Source organism: Streptomyces lienomycini, from assembly GCF_027947595.1.
Taxonomy (GTDB): domain Bacteria; phylum Actinomycetota; class Actinomycetes; order Streptomycetales; family Streptomycetaceae; genus Streptomyces; species Streptomyces lienomycini.
Map to the genome: position 1 here is coordinate 2,377,345 of NZ_CP116257.1, position 18,836 is coordinate 2,396,180.

Sequence of the window (18,836 nt, forward strand, 5' to 3'; positions counted from 1 at the left end):
CTCCTTCCCACTCCACCGTTCCCGTCGTTGGACACACCGACTGCCCCGGGCGTTACGCGAGAACACGGGGAAAGGAAATTTCCCGGAACCGCGTAACGCCCGGCGGCTCCGCGTGTCCAACGCCCAGAAGCACCAAACGACCACGGTTGACGGAGGACACCATGACGACGGCAGCGCAGACGGCCACCATCGAGACGAAGTCCGAGAAGAACGGGCGGACCGCACAGGGCGGCGCGACGACCGTGAGCGGCGGCGCCACCGGTGCCGCCGAACCGGCCGCGACCCGGGGCCGCACCTCCATCGCCGACGTCGTCGTCGTCAAGATCGCGGGCATGGCGGCGCGCGAGATCCCCGGCGTGTACGACATGGGCGGCGGCCTGTCCCGCACCATCGGCGCGGTCCGCGACCGGGTGCCCGGCGGCCGCCCGAACGTCGGCCGGGGAGTCAAGGTCGAGGTCGGCGAGCGGCAGACCGCGATCGACCTGGACCTCGTCGTCGAGTACGGCGTGCCCATCGCCGACCTCGCCCGGGACGTGCGGGAGAACGTGATCGACGCGGTGGAGCGGATCTCCGGCCTCGAGGTGGTCGAGGTCAACATCACGGTCAACGACGTCCACCTGCCGGACGACGAGGACCCCGAGCGCCCGGTGGAGGCGCGCGTGGAGTGACGAACGGTTTCCGGAGCAGGCTTCGAGGCGGAGGTGAGTGATGAGCGGAGCGGTGATCGGCATGCTGGTGGGCATGGCGCTGGCCTTCGCCGGGTGGTTCGGCGGCTTCGGGGCGTTCCTGCTGGTGGCCGCGCTGGGCACGGTCGGCGGTGTGCTGGGGCGCCTGGTCGACAACGGCACGGACTGGCGTGAGTTCCTCGCCCCCGGCGACCGGAGGCCGCGGTGACGGGAACACCGGCCGCGGGCGGGCCCGCGCGCCCGGCACCGGCCGAGCGGGGTCGGACCGTCGTCGCCGACCGCGCCGTACGCCGGATCGCGGAACGGGCCGCCGGCGAGGCCGACCTCGCCGGGCGCCACGCCCGGGTGACCCGCGGCACGGCGACGGTGCGCGGGAGCCGCGCCGACGTCGCGGTCGACGTGCGGCTGCCGTACCCGGCGGCGCTCGGGGAGACGGGGGAGCGGGTCCGCGGCCGGATGGCGGCCCGGGTCGCCGAGCTGAGCGGCCTCACCGTGCGGGCGGCGACCGTCCGCGTCCAGTCGCTGAGCGCGAACCGGGCGGCTCCGCCCCCGTCCCCGCCCGAGGGCACCGGCCCGTCCGGCGGCCGGTCCCGGCGCCCCTGGTCGGCCCGCCGGGCCCCGGCCGCGCTGTGCGCACTGGTGGCGACGGCCGCGTGCGCGATGCTCCTGTACGACGTCCTGTCGGTGCGTCTGGCCGACCGGCGTCCGGCGCGGTGGCGCACCGGCACGATCGACTGGCTGGCGACGCACGGCCCCGGGGACACCGCCGTCGTCGCGGGCGGCGCCGCGGCCGCGGTGCTGGGCGCCTGGCTGCTGGGCCTCGCCCTCACCCCGGGCCTGCGCGGCGTCCTCCCGATGGCCCCGGTCCCCGGACACCCCGACCAGCGGGCCGTACTGGACCGCACCGCCGCCGCCGAACTCGTGCGGGACACCGCCTCGGCCGTCCCCGGCGTGACACACGTCCGGGTGCGCTGCGGCCGACGCCGCGTGCGCCTGCGGGCCCGCCTCGCCTTCGGCGACCGCGCCACGGCCCGCACCGCCCTGCGCACCACCACCGACGCCGCCCTCACCACCCTGGGCCTGTCCCGCCGGCTCACACCACGCGTCACCCTCCGGACCGAACCGCACTGGCGCCCGCCCGGCACGGAACCCGGGCCCGGACCGACGACCACCGGCCCCGCCCCCGAGCGGGCCGCGCCGCCCGGCCCGGACGCCGGCGAGGCTCCGCCCGACCCGGCGCCGTCGAAGACCGACGCTCCGCCCGACCCGGCGCCGTCGAAGACCGACGCTCCGCACGTTCCGGCGCCGTCGAAGGAGGACGACTCGTGAACCCCTCGCGCAACGCCGTCAACCGCACGCTGCTCGCGCTGACCGGGACGGTCCTGCTGGCCGGCGGTGGATGGCTGGCGCTCACGGCGGACGCGGTCGCGGGGCGGCTGCCCGCAGGGTGGCCCGCCCCCGACGCCGGGACGGTGCTCCTGGACCGTCCCGGCCTCGCCGAACCGCGCGGACACGGCTGGTGGACGCCGGTCGTCGTCGCCGGCACGGCCCTCGCGCTCCTGCTGTGCCTCGCCTGGTTCCTGGCCCAGCTCCGCCGCGGCGGCGGGCGGCGGCTGCCGCTGGCCGGACCGCCCCTCACCCTGCGTACCCGCGCACTGGCCGACGCCGTGGCCCGGCGCGCGGAGGCGACGGACGGCGTCGACCGCGCCCACGTACACCTGCCCGCCGGGAAGAAGCGGTCACGGGCCCGGGTACGGGTGCTGCTCGAACCCGGCGCCGCCCCCGGGCCCGTCCTGGAACGGCTCGCCCACGGCCCCCTCGACGAGGCCCGCGCCTCCCTGGCCCCGCACCCGCTGCGCACCCGCGTCCGCGTGGGCGTACGGTCCGCCCGCGAACGGCGGGCGCGATGACGACCCACCTGGAGGCACGCCTGACCCGGTTCCGGGACCGCTCGGTGCCCTGGACGGGCGCGCTGCGCCGGGTGCCGCGCGCGATGTGGGACGACAACGTCTCCGACTGGGCCGCCGCCCTCACCTACTACGCCGTCCTCGCCCTGGTGCCCGCCCTCGTCGTCACCGCGTCCGTCATCGGCCTGGTCGCCCCGGACCTGACGGACCGCCTCATCGCCGACGTGACGTCCTGGGCGCCCGCCCAGTCCGGCGCCGAACTGCACCGCACCCTGCACGAGGCGGCCGGAGAGCGCTCCGCCGCCCTGACCGTGGCCGTCGCGGGCGGCCTCGGCGCGCTGTGGTCCGCCTCCAGCTACCTGGCCGTCTTCCGTCGCGCCCTGCACGAGATGCACGGCGTGCCCGACCGGCGCCCCCTGTGGCACCGGCTGCACCGCATCGTCGCGACCGCGCTGAGCCTGCTCGGGCTGCTCGTCGCCAGCGCCCTGGTACTGCTGCTGACGGGGCCGCTGGCCCGAACCCTGGGCGGATGGTTCGGAATCGGGCCGACGGCGACCACCGCCTGGTCCCTGCTGCGCTGGCCGGTACTGCTGTGCCTGGTCGCGCTGCTGGTCCTGGTCCTGTTCCGCACCGGCCCCGCACCGGCCCGCCGCACCCGGCAGGCGGTCCCCGGCGGCGCCCTGGCGGCGCTGCTGTGGCTGACCTCCTCCGCGGCCTTCTCCCTCTACGCCTCCGGCATCGGCACCTACGGCCGGCTGTACGGCTCCCTGGCCGGCGTCGTCGTCTTCCTGGTGTGGCTGTGGGTGTCGCACCTGGCCCTCCTGGCCGGTGCCCGCTTCGCCGTGGAGCTGGGCCGCCGGGCCCCTCGCGGACAGGAACCGTCCTAGAGGAGCGCTACCGTGCCCCGCATGACGACCAAGGCAGGAACGACCGCCCCCGTCCTCGGCATCCGCGCCCTCAACCGGGCCACCCTGGCCCGCCAGTTGCTGCTGCGCCGCGCGTCGATGCCGACGGAGGCCGCCGTCGCGCACCTCGTCGGGCTCCAGGCCCAAAACGCGAAGCCCCCGTACTACGCGCTCGCCGCCCGGCTCGACGGCTTCACGCCCGAGGACCTGTCCGTGCCGATGGCCGACCGCCGCGTCGCCCGGCTCGTCACCCTGCGCTCCACCATCCACACCCACACCGCCGACGACTGCCTCACCCTGCGGCCCCTGGTGCAGGCCGCTCGCGACCGGGAGCTGGGCACCTTCCGCAAGGGCCTGACGGGCGTCGACCTGGACCGCCTCGCCCGCCTGGCCCGCGAACTGGTCGAGGCCGAGCCGCGGACCATGGGGCAGTTGCGCGAAGCCCTCCTCGCCGAGTGGCCCGACGCCGACCCGCAGGCCCTGGCCGTCGCCGCCCGCTGCCGTCTCCCGCTCGTGCAGGTCACGCCGCGCGGACTGTGGGGCCGCAGCGGCCAGGTCGCGCTCACCACCGCCGAGCACTGGCTCGGACGCCCCGCGCGGCCGGCATCCGCGCCGGCACCGGCGCCGGACGACACCGTGCTGCGCTACCTCGCCGCCTTCGGACCCGCGTCCGTGAAGGACATGCAGACCTGGGCGGGCCTGACCCGCCTCCGGGACGCCTTCGAACGCCTCCGGCCCCGCCTCCTCACCTTCCGGGCCCCGGACGGCACCGAACTCCTCGACCTCCCCGACGCGCCGCGCCCCGACCCGGACACCCCGGCCCCGCCGCGGTTCCTGCCCGAGTTCGACAACCTGCTCCTCTCCCACGCCGACCGCACCCGCCTCGTCCCGCCCGCGTACAAGGGCCGCACCTGGCGGAAGAACCAGGCCTACCGCGTCCTGCTCGTCGACGGCTTCGTGGCCGGACTGTGGAAGCTCGAGGACGACGCCCTCGTCGTCGAACCCTTCGACCGTCCCACGAAGCGGCAGTGGGACGAGATCACGGCCGAGGGCGAGCGGATGCTCGCGACGATGCACACCTCAGCCGCGTACGACATCCGCGTCGGGACCGTACGCGGCTGACCAGGAGACGGGGACGGGACCGGCATGGAGAGGGGCGTTGCGGGCCGCTCGTGGAGGCCCGCAACGCCCCCGGTTCTGCGCCTGAGGGGTACTCAGGGAGTCGAGGCGGTTGCCGGTCTGGAACGGTGGAGCCCGGACATGAGTCTCCTCAGGTGGTTGCCGGTGGGGGGTCGCACGGGCGTGGGGGGTTGGACGGGGGTCTCGGGACAGGCCCCCGTATGCCCGGGCGAGCGGCACGTGCTCACGCTAGAACCGGCGCTCGGCGCCGCCCAATGAGGGAACCCCCTAAGGGCGTCGGGCAGGGAAAACCCTCGGTTTACCGCCGGTAAACCCGGTCGTCGCCGGCCGGGCGGCCCCGGACGTCCGCGCTCAGTCGGTTCGGCGGCCCGCCGCCAGTCGCACGAGGTCCACCCGGGACCGGATCCCGAGCTTGCGGTAGACCCGGGTCAGGGTCGCCTCGACCGTCTTGACGCTGACGAACAGACGCGCGGCGATCTCCCGGTTGGTCGCGCCCTCCCTGACGAGCGCGGCCACCTGACGCTCCATCGGGGCGAGCCCCGCCAGCCCGTCCGGCTCGGCGGACGGCACCGGGGCGGTCCGGCCGCCCGCGCCGCGACGGCCGCCTCCACCCGCCGCAGCCAGGGCAGCGCCCGGCACCGCCGGAACAGCCGCGCCGCCTCGTCGTACGACGCCGACTCCGGGACCCGCCCCGGCCGTTCGGCGTGCAGCTCGGCCAGGGCGAACGCCGCCCGCGCCTCCTCCAGGCCGAAGCCGAGCCCGGCCAGCCGCTCCCGCGCCGACGCCAACCGGGTGACGGCCGCCCGGTGTTCGCCCCGGGCCGCCCGCACCAGGGCCTCGGACCGGTCGAGCACGGCGAGGACGCTCCCGCGCCCGAGCCGCAGCGCGTGCGCGCGGGCGGCCTCGATGACGTACAGCGCCTCGGCCGGCTCCCCGGTGCGCACCAGCGCCTCCGCCAGGTCGCCCTGCCACCGGCCGCGCGCCGGGTCGGTGATGCCCGCCCCGGCCTCCAGCTCCCGCACCCGGCGCAGCGCCCGTACGGCCGCCGCCGCGTCGCCCGCCACCAGCTGCGCGTGACCGAGCGCGGCCAGCGCCCGCGACAGGTACACGGCGTCGCCGTCCTCCTCCGTGCGCCGCACCGCCTCGCGCGCCAGTTCCAGCGCCCGGTCCGGATCGCCGCCCGCGGCCTCGGCGAGCGCGGCCTGCATCACGCCCGCGCCCTCCCCGATGCCCGCGTCGCGCGCCAGGGTCAGGCTCTCCCGGGACAGTTCGAGGGCCCGGCCGCAGTGGCCCGAGTGCAGTTCGGTCTCCGCGAGGAAACGCAGGTAGTGCACCTCGCTCTCGGCCATGCCGCGCCGGCGCACCTCGCGCAGCAGCGCGGTGACGGTGGTCCGCGCCTCGGCCAGCCGGTCGCTCATCACCAGCCACCGGAAGCGGGACGAGCCCGCCCCGTTGTGGTGGCACGCCACCCGCGGGTCCTGCGGCTCCTGGAGCGCCCGCTGGATGGTCGCCGGGGCGCCCGGATGGCCCATCAGCGTCTCCGACTGCGCCTGGAAGGCCAGCGCCAGCAGCTCGGTGCGCCGGTCCCCGGCCCGCGCCGCCAGCCGGGCCGCGTGCGCGGCCTCCTCCCGGCCCTGGGCGAAGTCGCCCTGCACCACCAGGGAGCGCCAGGCCAGCTGGTAGTGGACCAGGGCGAGCAGCCGGGGGTCGTCGCCCGCGTCGGCCAGGGCCTGCGGGAAGACCGCGTCGACCTCGCCGATGGCCTGCCCGGCCGCCTCGATCACCACCATCCACGCCCGTACCCGCTCGCCGGGGGCGGCGGCCCGGGTCAGCACCTCGCGGGCGATGTCCCGGGCGAGGTCGGGCTCACCCGCGGTGATGGCGTCCTCGGCCGCCGCCAGCCGCCGCTCGTCCGGCCCCGGTGCGCCGTCCGCCGGGGTGTGGCGGGCGGCCAGCAGCCCCAGCGAGGCGGCCACCGAGGGTGCCCCGCGGTCCCGGGCCAGTGCGGCCGCCTCCGCCAGCCGGGCCGCCACCCGCGGGTCCGTGCCGGTGGTGGCCAGCGCCAGGTGCCGGGCGCGTTCGATCGGGTCGAAGGCCGCCGTGGACAGCGCGGCGTGCGCGGCCCGCCGTTCCGGCGCCGGGGCCTCGGCGTACAGCGCGGCCGAGATCAGCGGATGCGCGAACCGTACGGTCGGACCCTCCGGGTCGGGCGCCAGCAGCCCGAGCGCCGCCGCCTGCGCCGTCTCCGCCTCGGCGTTCTCCCGGCCGGCCGCGCGCAGCAGCGCCGGGGTCGGGCGGGCACCGGCGCTGGCCACCAGGAGGGTGCGGCGTGCCTCGTCCGACAGCATCTCCAGCCGGGACAGGACCAGGGCCCGCAGCGAGGTCGGCACCGGCAGCGGCTCGCCCGGTCGCGGTGCGGCGGGGCTCTCGGCCAGGGCCCTGCCCAGTTCCAGCGCGAAGAGCGGGTTGCCGCCGCTGGTGCGGTGGATGTCCCGGACGGTGGAACGGTGCAGGCCGGAGTAGCCGCGCTCGTCGAGCAGCGCCGAGACCTGGGCGCGGGTCAGCGGCCCGAGGCGGACCGCGCGGGTGTCGGGCGGGGAGGCGCGCAGATGGCGGTCGTACTCGGCGTCGTCCGTCTCGGGCCCCTCCGTCCGTACCGCGCACAGCAGCCGTACGGGGGTCTCGCCCAGGCGGCGGGCGGCGAAGCCGAGGAGTTCCGCGCTGGCCGGATCGAGCCACTGGAGGTCGTCGGCGACGACGAGGACGGGTCCGTCGGCGGCGAGGGCGCGCAGCGCGGACAGCACGGCCAGCCGCAGCGCGAGACCGTCGCGCTGGAGGGTGGACTCGCCGCGGCCGGTGAGCGCCGACTCCAGGGCGGTGCGCTGGGCGGCGGGCAGCGCGTGGGACACCTCGTCGAGGACCAGGCCCAGGAGGTCGGCGAGGGCGAGGAAGGGGAGATGGGATTCGGACTCGGTGGCCGAGCAGCGCAACACGGTGCGCGCCGTGCGGGCGTATTCCCCGGCCAGGGTCCGCAGGACCGTCGACTTTCCAATTCCGGCGGGACCGTGCAGCAACACGCTGCCGCCCCGGGCCAGCTGCTCACGCGCCGCGCCGAACGAGTCCTCCCGCCCGATGACCAGGTCGGAGCGGCATCCGGCAGCCTCCGCGAAGTCCCGTGGCACGGTGACCGCTCCCCTCCGTGTGTCGTGTCCGGGCCAATATTAGGCAATGGCGCAATGCCTTACGGAGGTACGGAGAGGTGAGCCGAACAACAAACGGGGAGCACGGAAATCACACACCGCCGACGCCGGTGAATTCCGCCCGGGCCGCCGCTTCCTACGGCAGCCACCCCGTCCGGCGGGCGGTCGCGACGGCCTCCGTGCGGGTGCGGGCGCCCAGCTTGCGCATCGCCGAGCGCAGATAGCTCTTGACGGTCTCCGGGCCCACCCCGAGGCGCTCTGCCGCGGTCCCGTTCGTCGCGCCCGCCGCCACGCAGGCCAGCACGTCCACCTCGCGCGGAGCCAGCCGCGGCCCCGGGAGGGGCCCGGTCCCCGCCGCCAGCAGGCCGCACGCGCGCAGCAACTCCTCCCGCAGCGCTGGGTCCGTGATCCTCGGCGCCAGCGCCCGCAGCGCCGCGTGCGCCTCCCGCACCTGCTCCCAGGCCGCGCCGCCCGCCGGATCGTGCGCGGGCGCGTGCGCCGCCCGCGGTGCGGCCGCCGCCAGCAACTCGTCCGCCTCGTCCCGCAGCAGCAGCGCCTGCTCCGTGTCCCGCGCCGCCGCCACGGCCGCGCTCAGCGTGCGGTCGCCCAGCGGCTGGGCCGTGCGCAGGGCGCCGTACAGCACGCCGCGCACCCGGCGCCGTACGACCACCGGCACCGCCAGGACCGAGCGCAGGCCCTCGACGGCGACGGGGAGGTCGTACTCGTGGCTGATCTGCCGGGAGACCGAGTAGTCCGTCACGGCGCACGGCCGGCACAGCGCCACCGCCCTGCCGCCCAGGCCGTTGCCCGAGGTCACCGCGAGGGCGCTGAGCGCGGCCGTGGCCGTACCGCTCAGCTCGCTGATGCGCACCTGGCGCCGCCCGGACTCCAGGAGGCCGCCGAAGGCCACCGGCAGCCCGGTCGTGCGCCGCAGCCGCACCAGCGCGCTGCGGATCTCAGCCGCGTCCGCCGAGTCCACCGCCACTCGTTCCACCCTCCCTCGTGCCCGACCCGGGACGCACACCCCCGTTCGGGGGTAGTGAGACCCACATCACGCACTACACGATGGCACAGAGCCGCCCGGCAGGGCCCGGCACCGAGGAGGACAGATGACGACGGCCACGGAGCTGTTCCGCAGCGCACGGGACTTCCTGCTGGAGCACCGCGAGGACTACACCGCCGCCTACGAGGGCTTCACCTGGCCCCGCCCCGACCACTTCAACTGGGCGCTGGACTGGTTCGACGTCATCGCCGACGGCAACGAGCGCACCGCCCTGCACATCGTCGAGGAGGACGGCACAGAGGTCCGCGTCTCCTTCGCCGAGATGTCCGCCCGCTCCGACCGCGTCGCGAACCGCCTGCGCGAGTGGGGCGTCGGCCCGGAGGACCGGGTCCTCGTCATGCTCGGCAACCAGGCCGAACTGTGGGAGACCGCGCTCGCGGCGATGAAGCTGCGCGCCGTCGTCATCCCGGCCACCACCCTGCTCGGCCCCGCCGACCTGCGCGACCGCGTCGACCGCGGCCGGGTGAAGCACGTGATCGTCCGCTCCGAGGACACCGGCAAGTTCGACGACGTACCCGGCGACTACACGCGCGTCGCGGTCGGCGGCGGTGCGACGGCACCCGGCTGGCAGCGGTACGAGGACGTGTACACCGCCTCCGACACCTTCGTCCCGGACGGCCCGACCGCCGCCGACGACCCGCTGATGCTGTACTTCACCTCCGGCACCACCGCCCGGCCCAAGCTGGTCGAGCACACCCACGTGTCGTACCCCGTCGGGCACCTGGCGACCATGTACTGGATCGGGCTGAAACCCGGCGACGTGCACCTGAACATCTCCTCGCCCGGCTGGGCCAAGCACGCCTGGTCCAACCTGTTCGCGCCGTGGAACGCCGAGGCGACCGTCTTCCTGCACAACTACACCCGGTTCGACGCGGCCCGGCTGATGGCCGAGATGGACCGGGCCGGCGTGACCACCTTCTGCGCCCCGCCCACCGTGTGGCGCATGCTCATCCAGGCCGACCTGACGCAGCTCGCCACCCCGCCGCGGGAGGTCGTCGCCGCCGGTGAGCCGCTCAACCCCGAGGTGATCGAACAGGTCCGCCGCTCCTGGGGCCGGACCATCAGGGACGGCTTCGGGCAGACCGAGACCGCCGTCCAGGTCTCCAACAGCCCCGGACAGGTGCTGAAGACGGGCTCCATGGGCCGCCCCAGTCCCGGCTACCGGGTGGAGCTCCTCGACCCGGTGACCGGCGCACCGGGCGTCGACGAGGGCGAGATCGCCCTGGACCTGTCCGCCGGTCCCGTCGGCCTGATGACCGGCTACCACGGCGACCCTGACCGCACGGCCGAGGCGATGGCCGGCGGCTACTACCGCACCGGGGACATCGGCTCGCGGGACGCCGACGGATACCTGACGTACGTCGGACGCAGCGACGACGTCTTCAAGGCCTCCGACTACAAGATCTCCCCGTTCGAGCTGGAGAGCGCCCTGCTGGAGCACGAGGCGGTCGCCGAGGCGGCGGTCGTGCCGGCCCCCGACGACCTGCGGTTGGCCGTACCCAAGGCCTACATCGTGCTGGCGGCGGGCTGGGAGCCCGGCCCGGACACCGCGAAGGTGCTCTTCGAGCACTCCCGCCGGGTCCTCGCCCCCTACAAGCGGGTGCGCCGCCTGGAGTTCGGCGAACTGCCCAAGACCGTCTCCGGCAAGATCCGCCGCATCGAACTGCGCGAGGCCACCGCCGCCGGTTCCACCGACGAGCACCGCGAGGAGGACTTCCGGTGACCGAACCCTCCTACGCCCACGGGACCAGCACCACCCCGCTCCTCGGCGACACGGTCGGCGCCGATCTCGCCCGTGCGATCGCCGCCCACCCGGACCGCGAGGCCCTGGTCGACGTACCGTCCGGACGGCGCTGGACCTACGCCGAGTTCGGCGCCGCCGTCGACCAGGTGGCGCGGGGACTGCTCGCCAAGGGCGTCACCAAGGGCGACCGGGTCGGCATCTGGGCGGTCAACTGCCCCGAGTGGGTCCTCGTCCAGTACGCCACCGCCCGCATCGGCGTCATCATGGTGAACGTCAACCCCGCCTACCGGGCGCACGAGTTGGAGTTCGTCCTCCAGCAGTCCGGCGCCACCCTGCTGGTCGCCTCCCTCGCCCACAAGAGCAGCGACTACCGGGCGATCGTCGACCAGGTCCGCGGCCGGTGCCCCGCGCTGCGCGAGACCGTCCACATCGGCGACCCGTCCTGGGACGCGCTCACCGCGGGCGCCGCCGCGGTGGAGCAGGAGCGGGTCGACGCCCTCGCCGCCGAGCTGAGCTGCGACGACCCGGTCAACATCCAGTACACCTCCGGCACCACCGGCTTCCCCAAGGGTGCCGTCCTCTCCCACCACAACATCCTCAACAACGGCTACTGGGTGGGCCGTACGGTCGGCTACACCGAGCAGGACCGGGTGTGCCTGCCGGTGCCCTTCTACCACTGCTTCGGCATGGTGATGGGGAATCTGGGGGCCACCTCCCACGGCGCCTGCATCGTCATCCCCGCCCCGTCCTTCGAGCCGGTGGCCACGCTGGAGGCGGTGCAGCGGGAGCGCTGCACGTCCCTGTACGGCGTCCCGACCATGTTCATCGCGGAGCTGAACCTGCCGGACTTCGCCTCCTACGACCTCACCTCCCTGCGCACCGGCATCATGGCGGGCTCGCCCTGCCCGGTGGAGGTGATGAAGCGGGTGGTCGCCGAGATGCACATGGAGCAGGTCTCCATCTGCTACGGCATGACCGAGACCTCCCCGGTCTCCCTGCAGACCCGCATGGACGACGACCTCGAACACCGCACCGGCACCGTCGGCCGCGTCCTGCCGCACATCGAGGTCAAGGTCGTCGACCCGGTCACCGGCACGACCCTGCCGCGCGGCGACGCGGGCGAACTGCGCACCCGGGGCTACAGCGTGATGCTCGGCTACTGGCAGGAGCCGGAGCGGACCGCCGAGGCGATCGACCAGGGCCGCTGGATGCACACCGGGGACCTCGCGGTGATGCGCGAGGACGGGTACGTGGAGATCGTCGGCCGCATCAAGGACGTGATCATCCGGGGCGGCGAGAACATCTACCCGCGCGAGGTCGAGGAGTTCCTGTACGCCCACCCGAAGATCGCGGACGTCCAGGTCGTCGGCGTACCGCACGAGCGCTACGGCGAGGAGGCCCTCGCCTGCGTCGTCGTGCGCGACGCGGCCGACCCGCTCACCCTGGAGGAGCTGCGGGAGTACTGCGACGGGCAGCTCGCCCACTACAAGGTCCCCACCCGCCTCCAACTCCTGGACTCCTTCCCGATGACCGTCTCGGGGAAGGTGCGCAAGGTGGAGCTGCGGGAGCGGTACGGAGAGCGCGCCTGACGAGGCCTACTGGATCAGCTCGAGGTGCGGGTGGTCCGTGGACGCCGGGCAGACGTGGAGCTGCAGGCCGTAGCCGCCGGCGACGACGACGCGGGTGTAGTTGGCCGGGGGAACGCCGGGCGGGAGCGGATCCCGCGCCTGGTCTCCCTCGGGGGCCCAGCTTGTGGAGCCGGCGTTCCATTCGGTCGACGCGATGGTCAGCAGCGGGTCCATCGCGGCGCCGCACACGGAGCAGAGGCGGGGCATGGGATCGGTCAGACCCCAACGGGACCAGCCACCGGCCTTCCAGCCGGGGGCGACGGACAGCTTGTTCCCGTAGAACTCCTGCGGCGCCACGGCGTAGGAGTCGTCCACCGCGGGCCCGGCGGCCCGCCACCGGTCCCAGTCCGCGAGCTGTTCCCGCAACTCCTTGTCCAGCTCCATGAAGTGGGGGTACTCGGTGACCTCCTCCGGCGAGAGCAGGGACGGCGCGGGCACGTAGTCGGAGGTCTGGACCGCGGGCGGTTCGGGAGGCGTGGCGAGGACGTCGGTGACCGCGGTGGCGGACCGCCAGAACAGCGCGGTCCTGGGGTGCTCCGGGTGGTCGAAGGGGCACCACAGCACCTGGAGCAGATCGGCGTCGGACCCCCCGGGCCGGGCCAGCAGGGGAATGTCACGCCGGTACAGCTGGGCCACGGGCACCATGGCGATCGGGCCCTCGGGCCACGGGTGCCCGGCGTAGATCCGGGTGAGGACCGCCTTCTCCTCGGGCGTGTATTCGACTCCCCGTGGGTTGCCGCGCGACCGGTTCGCCGCAGCGGTCTGGATGCGCCGTTGTTCCCGCACGTCCTCCGGTGACGAGGGGTCGTTGAACTGGTCCCACTCGTGCGGTCCGGTGCAGTACGGCCACGGCTCGTCGGCGGGCCACCGCAGCGGCCCGCCGACCGAGCTGTCGTCCGGCGTCGGCGACCCGGCGCGAGGGTGCAGCCGGGTCGCCGTGCGGGCCAGCGGGGCCAGTTGGGGGAAGACCGCGGTGACGTCGAACGGCCGCGGTGGGGTGGTGCGACTCATACTGGCTCCCGATGGCGAGATTCGGCTGGGTTCAGTTCCCGAGGTTGAGTGTCCCGGTGTTGCCCTTCGTGTTGGGGATGTAGACCTCGGGGAACAGCGGTTGCGACGTCCCGTCCGCCCGCTGCACTGTAGCGGTCATGGTGACCCCGAGGGGGATGGTGCTGGTGTCGTCCCGGTAGTCGGGTGTCACCTGGTAGAAGAGGGCGTCGGTGGCCTTGAAGTTGGTGTCCTCCTTCACCAGCTTCTGTGCCGCCTGCTCGAAGGTCCGCATGCTGGGCGTGCCGGTGTTCATGCCGGACTGCCAGCAGGGGACGAGATTGTCCTGCCCGCCGTCCAGTATCTGGCCCTTGCCGCCGAGTACGTTGGGTATCAGGTGACAGCGGGCGAGGCCGGCCTTCGGAGCGTAGGTGTCGCGGTACAGCTGCGCGTCCTGCCATCCGGTGATGTCACCGGAGGCGTCGGAGCCGCCGTCGAGGTTCTTCCCCAGGCAGGCCGTCGCCTTGGCCGCGCGGGTGCCGGGTCCGTTCGGTGTGGTGGTCTTGTTGACCTCGTCGACGGCCTGGGTGGTGTTCTCGATCCATCCGTCACCGGCCCGGACCGATCCGGTCGGCAAGGTCTGCAGACAGGCGCCCTGCCGGACGGCGGTGGAGTCCGTGATCTTCAACAGGAACTGCTCGGCCTCCAGAACCCGCTGGTCCACGAAGCCGTCGGAGAGCTGGGCCTCGGCGGCCTGGTTGGCAGCTTGCGGTATGTGGGCGCGCACGCAGGGCCTGCTGGGGTCCGCGTTCCCCAACTGCTGGACGGCCCAGCCGCCACCGGTGTCCTTGAGGACGATCTCGCTGCACAGGGAACCGTCGGTTCCTCCCTCATGGGTGGCCGCGAAGGGGAACGTGCCACAGCTGTCGTTCGCGACGACGTTCGGCATCGGCTGGAAGGGGTCGGACCCCCCGCAGGTGCGACTGGTGCGGTCGGAGATGCCGCTCTTCGCACGCGTCAGCGGCTTGGCGGCCCCCCAGCCGTCGGCGAGGTTCTGCTGAGCCCACTGGTATCCGACCGCCGCGGCACCCGCCGTGCCGTCCATCTCGACGGTCGGCATGATGCTGGGCACCACGCAGCCGGGGCTGGGCGTGCCGGTGGACGTGGCGTCGCGGACGTCGTCGTCGCAGCGGATCTCCTTTGGATTGCTCCAGGAGGCGCTCGGGTCCGTGATCGTGGCGCCGGGATAGGACACGTACAGCATGTACGACGTCGTGAACTCGGTCTTCGTGCCGGGGGCCGGTGACGAGGAGTAGGAGACATGGCCGTTGCGGGAGTCGCCCTTGACCATGGCGCCCCCGTACCACGGAGCGTTCTTGGTGGCCGTGCAGCCGGCCGAGCACGAGGACCTGAACTTCGCGATCAGGGACGTCACGGCGCCGGTCGCGCCGGTCATCGTCACGGTGACGTGCTCGTTCCACGTTGTGTCCGCGGCGGGCAGGAGGGCACTGGTGAGCACCTCCAGGGTGCCGGTGCCGACCTCCTTGCCGTTGCTGTCCTTGAGTACGTACAGGACGGTGAGGCCGGTCACGCAGTAGCCGAACCGGTTGAAGGTCCAGGTTCCCGGCTTGGTGATCGCACAGCTGGCCGAGTCGACGGGGTCGGCCGCGGCCGTCGACTGCGCTCCGGCGAGGTCCTGTTGCGCCCCGGTCGGCGCCTTCGGCGCGGCTCTCATGGTGACGCAGGACTCCACCGCGCCCGCCCTGCGCTCGCGGGAACCGGTGGGAGTGGGCGTGCAGTGTTCCCCGGGGGTGACGCGGAGGGGCTCCGTCTCCACCGGGGCCGGGGGGTTGGCCGGGGCTGCCGCTTTGATCCGGTCCACCGTGCGGGGGGCCGCGGCGGACGCCTCGGAGACCGGCGCCATCGCGGTGGTGGTGACACCGAGGGCCAGGACGGCCAGCAACGGGACGGCCGCCCGTTGGAGCCGGGTGAACAGCGAGAATGGTCGCATTGTCGTACATGCCTTTCGGATGTGACGTGCTGCCTGGTGAGCGGGGCCCGGGGGACGCACGGGACCGCCCCGCCGGGCACCGGCGGGGCGGGGCATCACCCGTTGCGCGAGTGGGGGGTCCTCGTCAGAAGGGGACGAGGTCGTCGACGAAGTCGGAGACCAGCTCCTTGCCTTCGTGCGCGATCTTGCTGACCACGGGGGAGGCCTTCTTCACGAGCGACTTCACCGCCTTGCCGCGGCCGAAGGTGGCCAGGTTGAGGGCGGCGCTTCCGACCGAGCTGACGAACTCGCCGCTGAGGAAGCCGTGTTCGATACCGGTGAAGAGAGCGCTCAGCGCGCCGGCGCCCAGCGACACATAGCCGAAGAACGCCGCGCCCGCGGCGAGCGGCGGGAAGACCAGACTGGCGGCACCAAGTCCGGCGGCGATCAGGCCCGAGGCGACGCTGACCTTGTTGGCGGTGTCGGCCCACCAGCCGGCGTCCGACCACCAGTCCTCGCCCTCCCCTCCGGTGCCGGTGTCGGTGCCGTTGGGGCGGACTTCGTCGTTGGTGCCGCTGTCGGCCGGGTTTCTGCCCTGCTGGCGTTGCTCCCTCGCCTTCTCGGCGGCCTCACGGGCCTTCTCCTGGATCTCGATCCGGCGCTTCTGGTCGGCGATCTGGTGTGCCTGGCTGGCGGCGGCGGCAGCCGCCGCCTTGTCCCGGCCCGCCTGCAGCTCGGACTGGCGGGCGGCCGCCGCGGACGCCTGAGCGCTGTAGGAGGACTGGAGTGCCGAACGGGCGGCGTCGATGGCCTTGTTCGCGGAGTAGTTCGCCGACCGGGACGCCTGGCGCGCGGTCGCGGCCGCCGCGCTGGCCTGGTTGGCCGAAGCCTGGGCGGCAGCCGACGAACGGTCGGCGGCGTCGGCGTTGTCCTCGGCCTGCTGGGAGTAGCCGCTCGCCTTGTCCGCCGCGTCCAGCGCCTTGTCGGCCCACTCCTGCGCCTCTTCGCCTGCCTTGCGCGCGTCGGCTGCCGCCTTCGAGGCATCCGCCGCGTCCTTCTGCGCCTGGTAGGCGATCTTGGCGGCGGCCGCGATCGACCCGCGGATCGCGGCGACGTGGGTGGCGGAGTCGTGATCGAGTCGTGCCGCCTTGTACTGCGCGGTCTGCACGAGACTCCGGCGCATCCAGGTGGGGCCCTCCAGGGCCACCTCCGCGTACGCCTTCACGTACTCGCCGCCGGTGGCCGTCAACGTCGCGGTGGCCACCGAGTCGTCCTCCCGCACCGCGGCCGGGTAGGTACGGTCGAAGAAGTCCTGGTAACCCTCGGGCGTGTTCTCGTCGAGCGCGTCGTTGGCGGCCTTGATGACGGCCTTGCCCGGATCGTCGTCGAGGATGCGCCCGATCTGGACCTTGTTGTCGTCCTGCGATGCCCGGATGACGCCCGAGGTGAGGAAGTCCCCCACCGCGGTCGAACTGGAGTCCTGAAGGGCGGCGTAAGCCGCTTCCGCGATGGTGGGGCTGGATATCTGTGCCAGGTAGAGGACGGTCTCCCGGTCGTCCTGGTTCATGGCGAGGGTTCGGTCGAGGTCCACCCAGGAGAGCACGTCCTCGTCGCTGCCGGCGAGTGCGAACTGAGCGGCCTGCCGCGTCCACGGGCCCTTGCTGTCCAGCAGCCCGGTGGCGGCCTTGCGGCCCAGTGTGGCGGCGAGCGTCAGGTCACCGGTCTCCCACAACGCCTTCTCGGCCGCGGCGATGACCTCCTTGAGGGCCTGCTCGGTCTGCGCGTCCTGGGTGCGCTTGTCCTCGTAGTCGGCCCTCTCGGCGGCCTCGATCTGGGCCAGCTGGCGTGCCTCGTCGATGCCCTGCAGTTTCTCCTGCTCGATGCGGGCCAGCTCCGCGTCCCGGGCGTTCTGTTCCACGGTCATGGCGTCCGTCACCGCCTTGGTGGCGGTGTCGGCGGCCTTCACGGCCTCCGCGGCGTGCGCGGTGGACTTGTTGGCGTAGTCGATGGCTTTGCCCGCGTTCTTCACCGCTTCCTCGGCGGCGTCGGCGGCCTTGGACGCGTGTGCGGCCGCGGAGTTGGCGGCGTCGCGAGCCTGACGCGCGGCGGAAGCCGCCGTGTTGGCGAGCGCCTGAGCGGTGGAGGCGGAGTTGGTGGCGCGGTTGGCGGCGGCCGTCGCGATGGCCGCCTGCCGCTTGGCCTCGGCGGCCTCGGACTGGGCCGCGCCGGAGGCCTCGGCCGCCTGCACGGCGGCCCGTGCGGCGGCGGCGGAGTTGCGCGCGGCGCCCGCCGCGGCGATGCCCGCGTTGACGGACTGGGCGGTGGCGGCGGCGGCGTAGTCGGCGGCCTTGGCCGCGGACTGGGCCTTCGCGGCCGCGTCGCGAGCGGCGACGGCCGCGTTCTTGGCGGCCTGCGTCTTGCCGGCGTCCTTGGACGCGGCGATGGCCGCGTTGTAGGCGCGCGCGGCGGCGTTGCCGGCCGACGCGGCGGCGTGCGAGGCGGCGGTGGCCGCGTAGGAGGCGCGACGGGAGGCGGTGACGGCCGCGTTCGAGGCGCTGATGGCGTCGCGGGCGGCGTTCGCCGCGCCCTTCGCGGCGTTCGCCGCCTTACGGGCGGCCGCAGCGGACTTCTTCACGTCCTGCTGGGCGGCCGCGGCCTCGGCGGCGGCCCTTTCGGCCGCCTCCTTCGCCTTCTGGGCGGCGGTCTCGGCACGTTCCGACGCCTCGACGGCCAGGTCGGTCTCGGCCCGGGCGCGCTTGCCCTCCCGCTCCACCACCGCCACGAGTTCGGCGATGGTCGCGGACTCCTGGTCCCGGGCCCGGGCGATGTGCTGGCCGGTGTCGAGGAACCACTGGACGTCCGTGGCCGAGCCGTTCAGCGCGCGATCGGCGTACTTGCGCACCTCGGGTCCGGCGCTGACCAGCATGGCCGCCACCTGAACCCGGGCGTCCTCCAGCGCGGCATCGTACTGACCGTCCGTGAGGAAGGTCTCCAAGGCCTGGCGGGTGCCGGAGTTCAGGGCAGTGGACGCCTCTCGCCTGACCGCCTTGTCGCCGGTGGACGAGACGATGGCGGTCGCCACGCTCAGGTCCTCCAGCAGCGCGGGCTGGTAGCCCTGCGCCAGGAACGCGGCGATCGCGTCGTCACCGCCGTCCAGGGCGGCCACCGCGTCCCGGCGCGTGCCCTTGCCGGCCCGGACGAGGGATCTGGCGATGGCGACGCGGTTGTCCTCCACCCTGACCTTGGGGAGCGTCTCGGTCAGGAACGTCTGGACTTCCGCGTCGGTGCCGTACAAGGCGTACGTGGCCGCGGCCTTGGTGGCCCGGCCGCCTGTCATGAACGCCTTGACGACCTTCGCGCGGTCGGTGTCCGGCAAGGTGAGTGAGTCGGCGGGATCGGCGTCGGCGGCCAGGGCGGGGGACGGAAGCGCGAGCGACAAGGGGGCGGCGGCTGCGGCGGTGGTAGCGGCAACCGCGCCGAGGAGTCGTCTGCGACTCCAGTACGTCGTCTGCATAGAAGTGTTGTCCTCGTCGTCAGTGGTTGACGGGCAGCGAATGCAAGCTCAGACCAGACCATTCCAACGCGC

At 74.0% G+C, this 18,836-nt stretch carries 12 protein-coding genes and 1 pseudogene; 8 read left to right on the forward strand and 5 right to left on the reverse strand.

Translation table 11 applies throughout. From position 1 onward, the window contains the following. The first annotated feature begins 161 nt into the window (after nucleotides 1–161). Genes BJ961_RS10810 through BJ961_RS10835 form a run of 6 tightly spaced genes read left to right on the forward strand, consistent with a single transcriptional unit; the run spans nucleotide 162 to nucleotide 4,620 of the window. The gene (locus tag BJ961_RS10810; RefSeq protein ID WP_271321111.1) at nucleotides 162–668 is read left to right on the forward strand and encodes an Asp23/Gls24 family envelope stress response protein; all 507 of its coding nucleotides are present in this window, start codon (nucleotides 162–164) and stop codon (nucleotides 666–668) included. 40 nt (nucleotides 669–708) lie between these two features. After that, on the forward strand, nucleotides 709–894 hold the full coding sequence (locus BJ961_RS10815) for a hypothetical protein (RefSeq protein WP_271321112.1): 186 nt from the start codon (nucleotides 709–711) through the stop codon (nucleotides 892–894). Then, entirely contained in the window at nucleotides 891–2,015 is a 1,125-nt protein-coding gene (locus BJ961_RS10820) for a DUF6286 domain-containing protein (RefSeq protein WP_271321113.1), read from the forward strand. The genes BJ961_RS10815 and BJ961_RS10820 overlap by 4 nt, the downstream gene beginning before the upstream one ends. Then, nucleotides 2,012–2,596: a hypothetical protein gene (locus BJ961_RS10825; RefSeq protein ID WP_271321114.1), complete on the forward strand. Its 585-nt coding sequence runs from the start codon at nucleotides 2,012–2,014 to the stop codon at nucleotides 2,594–2,596. Before BJ961_RS10820 ends, BJ961_RS10825 begins: the two co-directional genes overlap by 4 nt. Next, complete coding sequence (locus BJ961_RS10830) at nucleotides 2,593–3,480, forward strand: YihY/virulence factor BrkB family protein (protein WP_271321115.1); 888 nt, start codon at nucleotides 2,593–2,595, stop codon at nucleotides 3,478–3,480. Before BJ961_RS10825 ends, BJ961_RS10830 begins: the two co-directional genes overlap by 4 nt. 21 nt (nucleotides 3,481–3,501) lie before the next feature. Then, a complete protein-coding gene (locus BJ961_RS10835) occupies nucleotides 3,502–4,620 on the forward strand; it encodes a winged helix DNA-binding domain-containing protein (protein ID WP_271321116.1) in 1,119 nt (372 codons plus the stop codon). Nucleotides 4,621–4,989: 369 nt separating this feature from the next. On the opposite strand, the pseudogene BJ961_RS10840 reads toward BJ961_RS10835, so the two are convergent. Further along, nucleotides 4,990–7,820, reverse strand: a pseudogene (locus BJ961_RS10840) (AAA family ATPase). 154 nt (nucleotides 7,821–7,974) lie between these two features. Then, nucleotides 7,975–8,823 (reverse strand): helix-turn-helix transcriptional regulator, encoded by an 849-nt coding sequence (locus BJ961_RS10845; RefSeq protein ID WP_271321117.1) that lies wholly within the window; start codon nucleotides 8,821–8,823, stop codon nucleotides 7,975–7,977. 124 nt (nucleotides 8,824–8,947) lie between these two features. On the opposite strand from BJ961_RS10845, the gene BJ961_RS10850 reads away from it, so the two are divergent. Then, the gene (locus BJ961_RS10850; protein ID WP_271321118.1) at nucleotides 8,948–10,624 is read left to right on the forward strand and encodes an AMP-binding protein; all 1,677 of its coding nucleotides are present in this window, start codon (nucleotides 8,948–8,950) and stop codon (nucleotides 10,622–10,624) included. Next, nucleotides 10,621–12,234 carry a linear/branched/unsaturated fatty acid:CoA ligase LbuL gene (gene lbuL / locus BJ961_RS10855; RefSeq protein ID WP_271321119.1) on the forward strand — a complete coding sequence of 538 codons (1,614 nt, stop codon included), beginning with the start codon at nucleotides 10,621–10,623 and terminating at the stop codon, nucleotides 12,232–12,234. Before BJ961_RS10850 ends, lbuL begins: the two co-directional genes overlap by 4 nt. Before the next feature lie 6 nt (nucleotides 12,235–12,240). On the opposite strand, the gene BJ961_RS10860 is transcribed toward lbuL, so the two are convergent. The 3 genes from BJ961_RS10860 to BJ961_RS10870 all read right to left on the reverse strand — a co-directional run bounded on the left by BJ961_RS10860 (nucleotide 12,241) and on the right by BJ961_RS10870 (nucleotide 18,764). Further along, nucleotides 12,241–13,284 (reverse strand): hypothetical protein, encoded by a 1,044-nt coding sequence (locus tag BJ961_RS10860; RefSeq protein ID WP_271321120.1) that lies wholly within the window; start codon nucleotides 13,282–13,284, stop codon nucleotides 12,241–12,243. 31 nt (nucleotides 13,285–13,315) lie between these two features. Further along, the gene (locus BJ961_RS10865) at nucleotides 13,316–15,271 is read right to left on the reverse strand and encodes a DNA/RNA non-specific endonuclease (protein WP_271321121.1); all 1,956 of its coding nucleotides are present in this window, start codon (nucleotides 15,269–15,271) and stop codon (nucleotides 13,316–13,318) included. Nucleotides 15,272–15,395: 124 nt separating this feature from the next. Next, on the reverse strand, nucleotides 15,396–18,764 hold the full coding sequence (locus tag BJ961_RS10870; protein WP_271321122.1) for an ALF repeat-containing protein: 3,369 nt from the start codon (nucleotides 18,762–18,764) through the stop codon (nucleotides 15,396–15,398). Nucleotides 18,765–18,836 lie beyond the last annotated feature (72 nt).

Excerpts from the sequence above, each read along its gene's own strand:
- BJ961_RS10810 (WP_271321111.1), top strand. The coding sequence starts at position 162 with ATGACGACGGCAGCGCAGACGGCCACCATCGAGACGAAGTCCGAGAAG.
- BJ961_RS10815 (WP_271321112.1), top strand. The coding sequence starts at position 709 with ATGAGCGGAGCGGTGATCGGCATGCTGGTGGGCATGGCGCTGGCCTTC.
- BJ961_RS10830 (WP_271321115.1), top strand. The coding sequence starts at position 2,593 with ATGACGACCCACCTGGAGGCACGCCTGACCCGGTTCCGGGACCGCTCG.
- BJ961_RS10835 (WP_271321116.1), top strand. The coding sequence starts at position 3,502 with ATGACGACCAAGGCAGGAACGACCGCCCCCGTCCTCGGCATCCGCGCC.
- BJ961_RS10850 (WP_271321118.1), top strand. The coding sequence starts at position 8,948 with ATGACGACGGCCACGGAGCTGTTCCGCAGCGCACGGGACTTCCTGCTG.
- BJ961_RS10860 (WP_271321120.1), bottom strand. The coding sequence starts at position 13,284 with ATGAGTCGCACCACCCCACCGCGGCCGTTCGACGTCACCGCGGTCTTC.
- BJ961_RS10865 (WP_271321121.1), bottom strand. The coding sequence starts at position 15,271 with ATGCGACCATTCTCGCTGTTCACCCGGCTCCAACGGGCGGCCGTCCCG.
- BJ961_RS10870 (WP_271321122.1), bottom strand. The coding sequence starts at position 18,764 with ATGCAGACGACGTACTGGAGTCGCAGACGACTCCTCGGCGCGGTTGCC.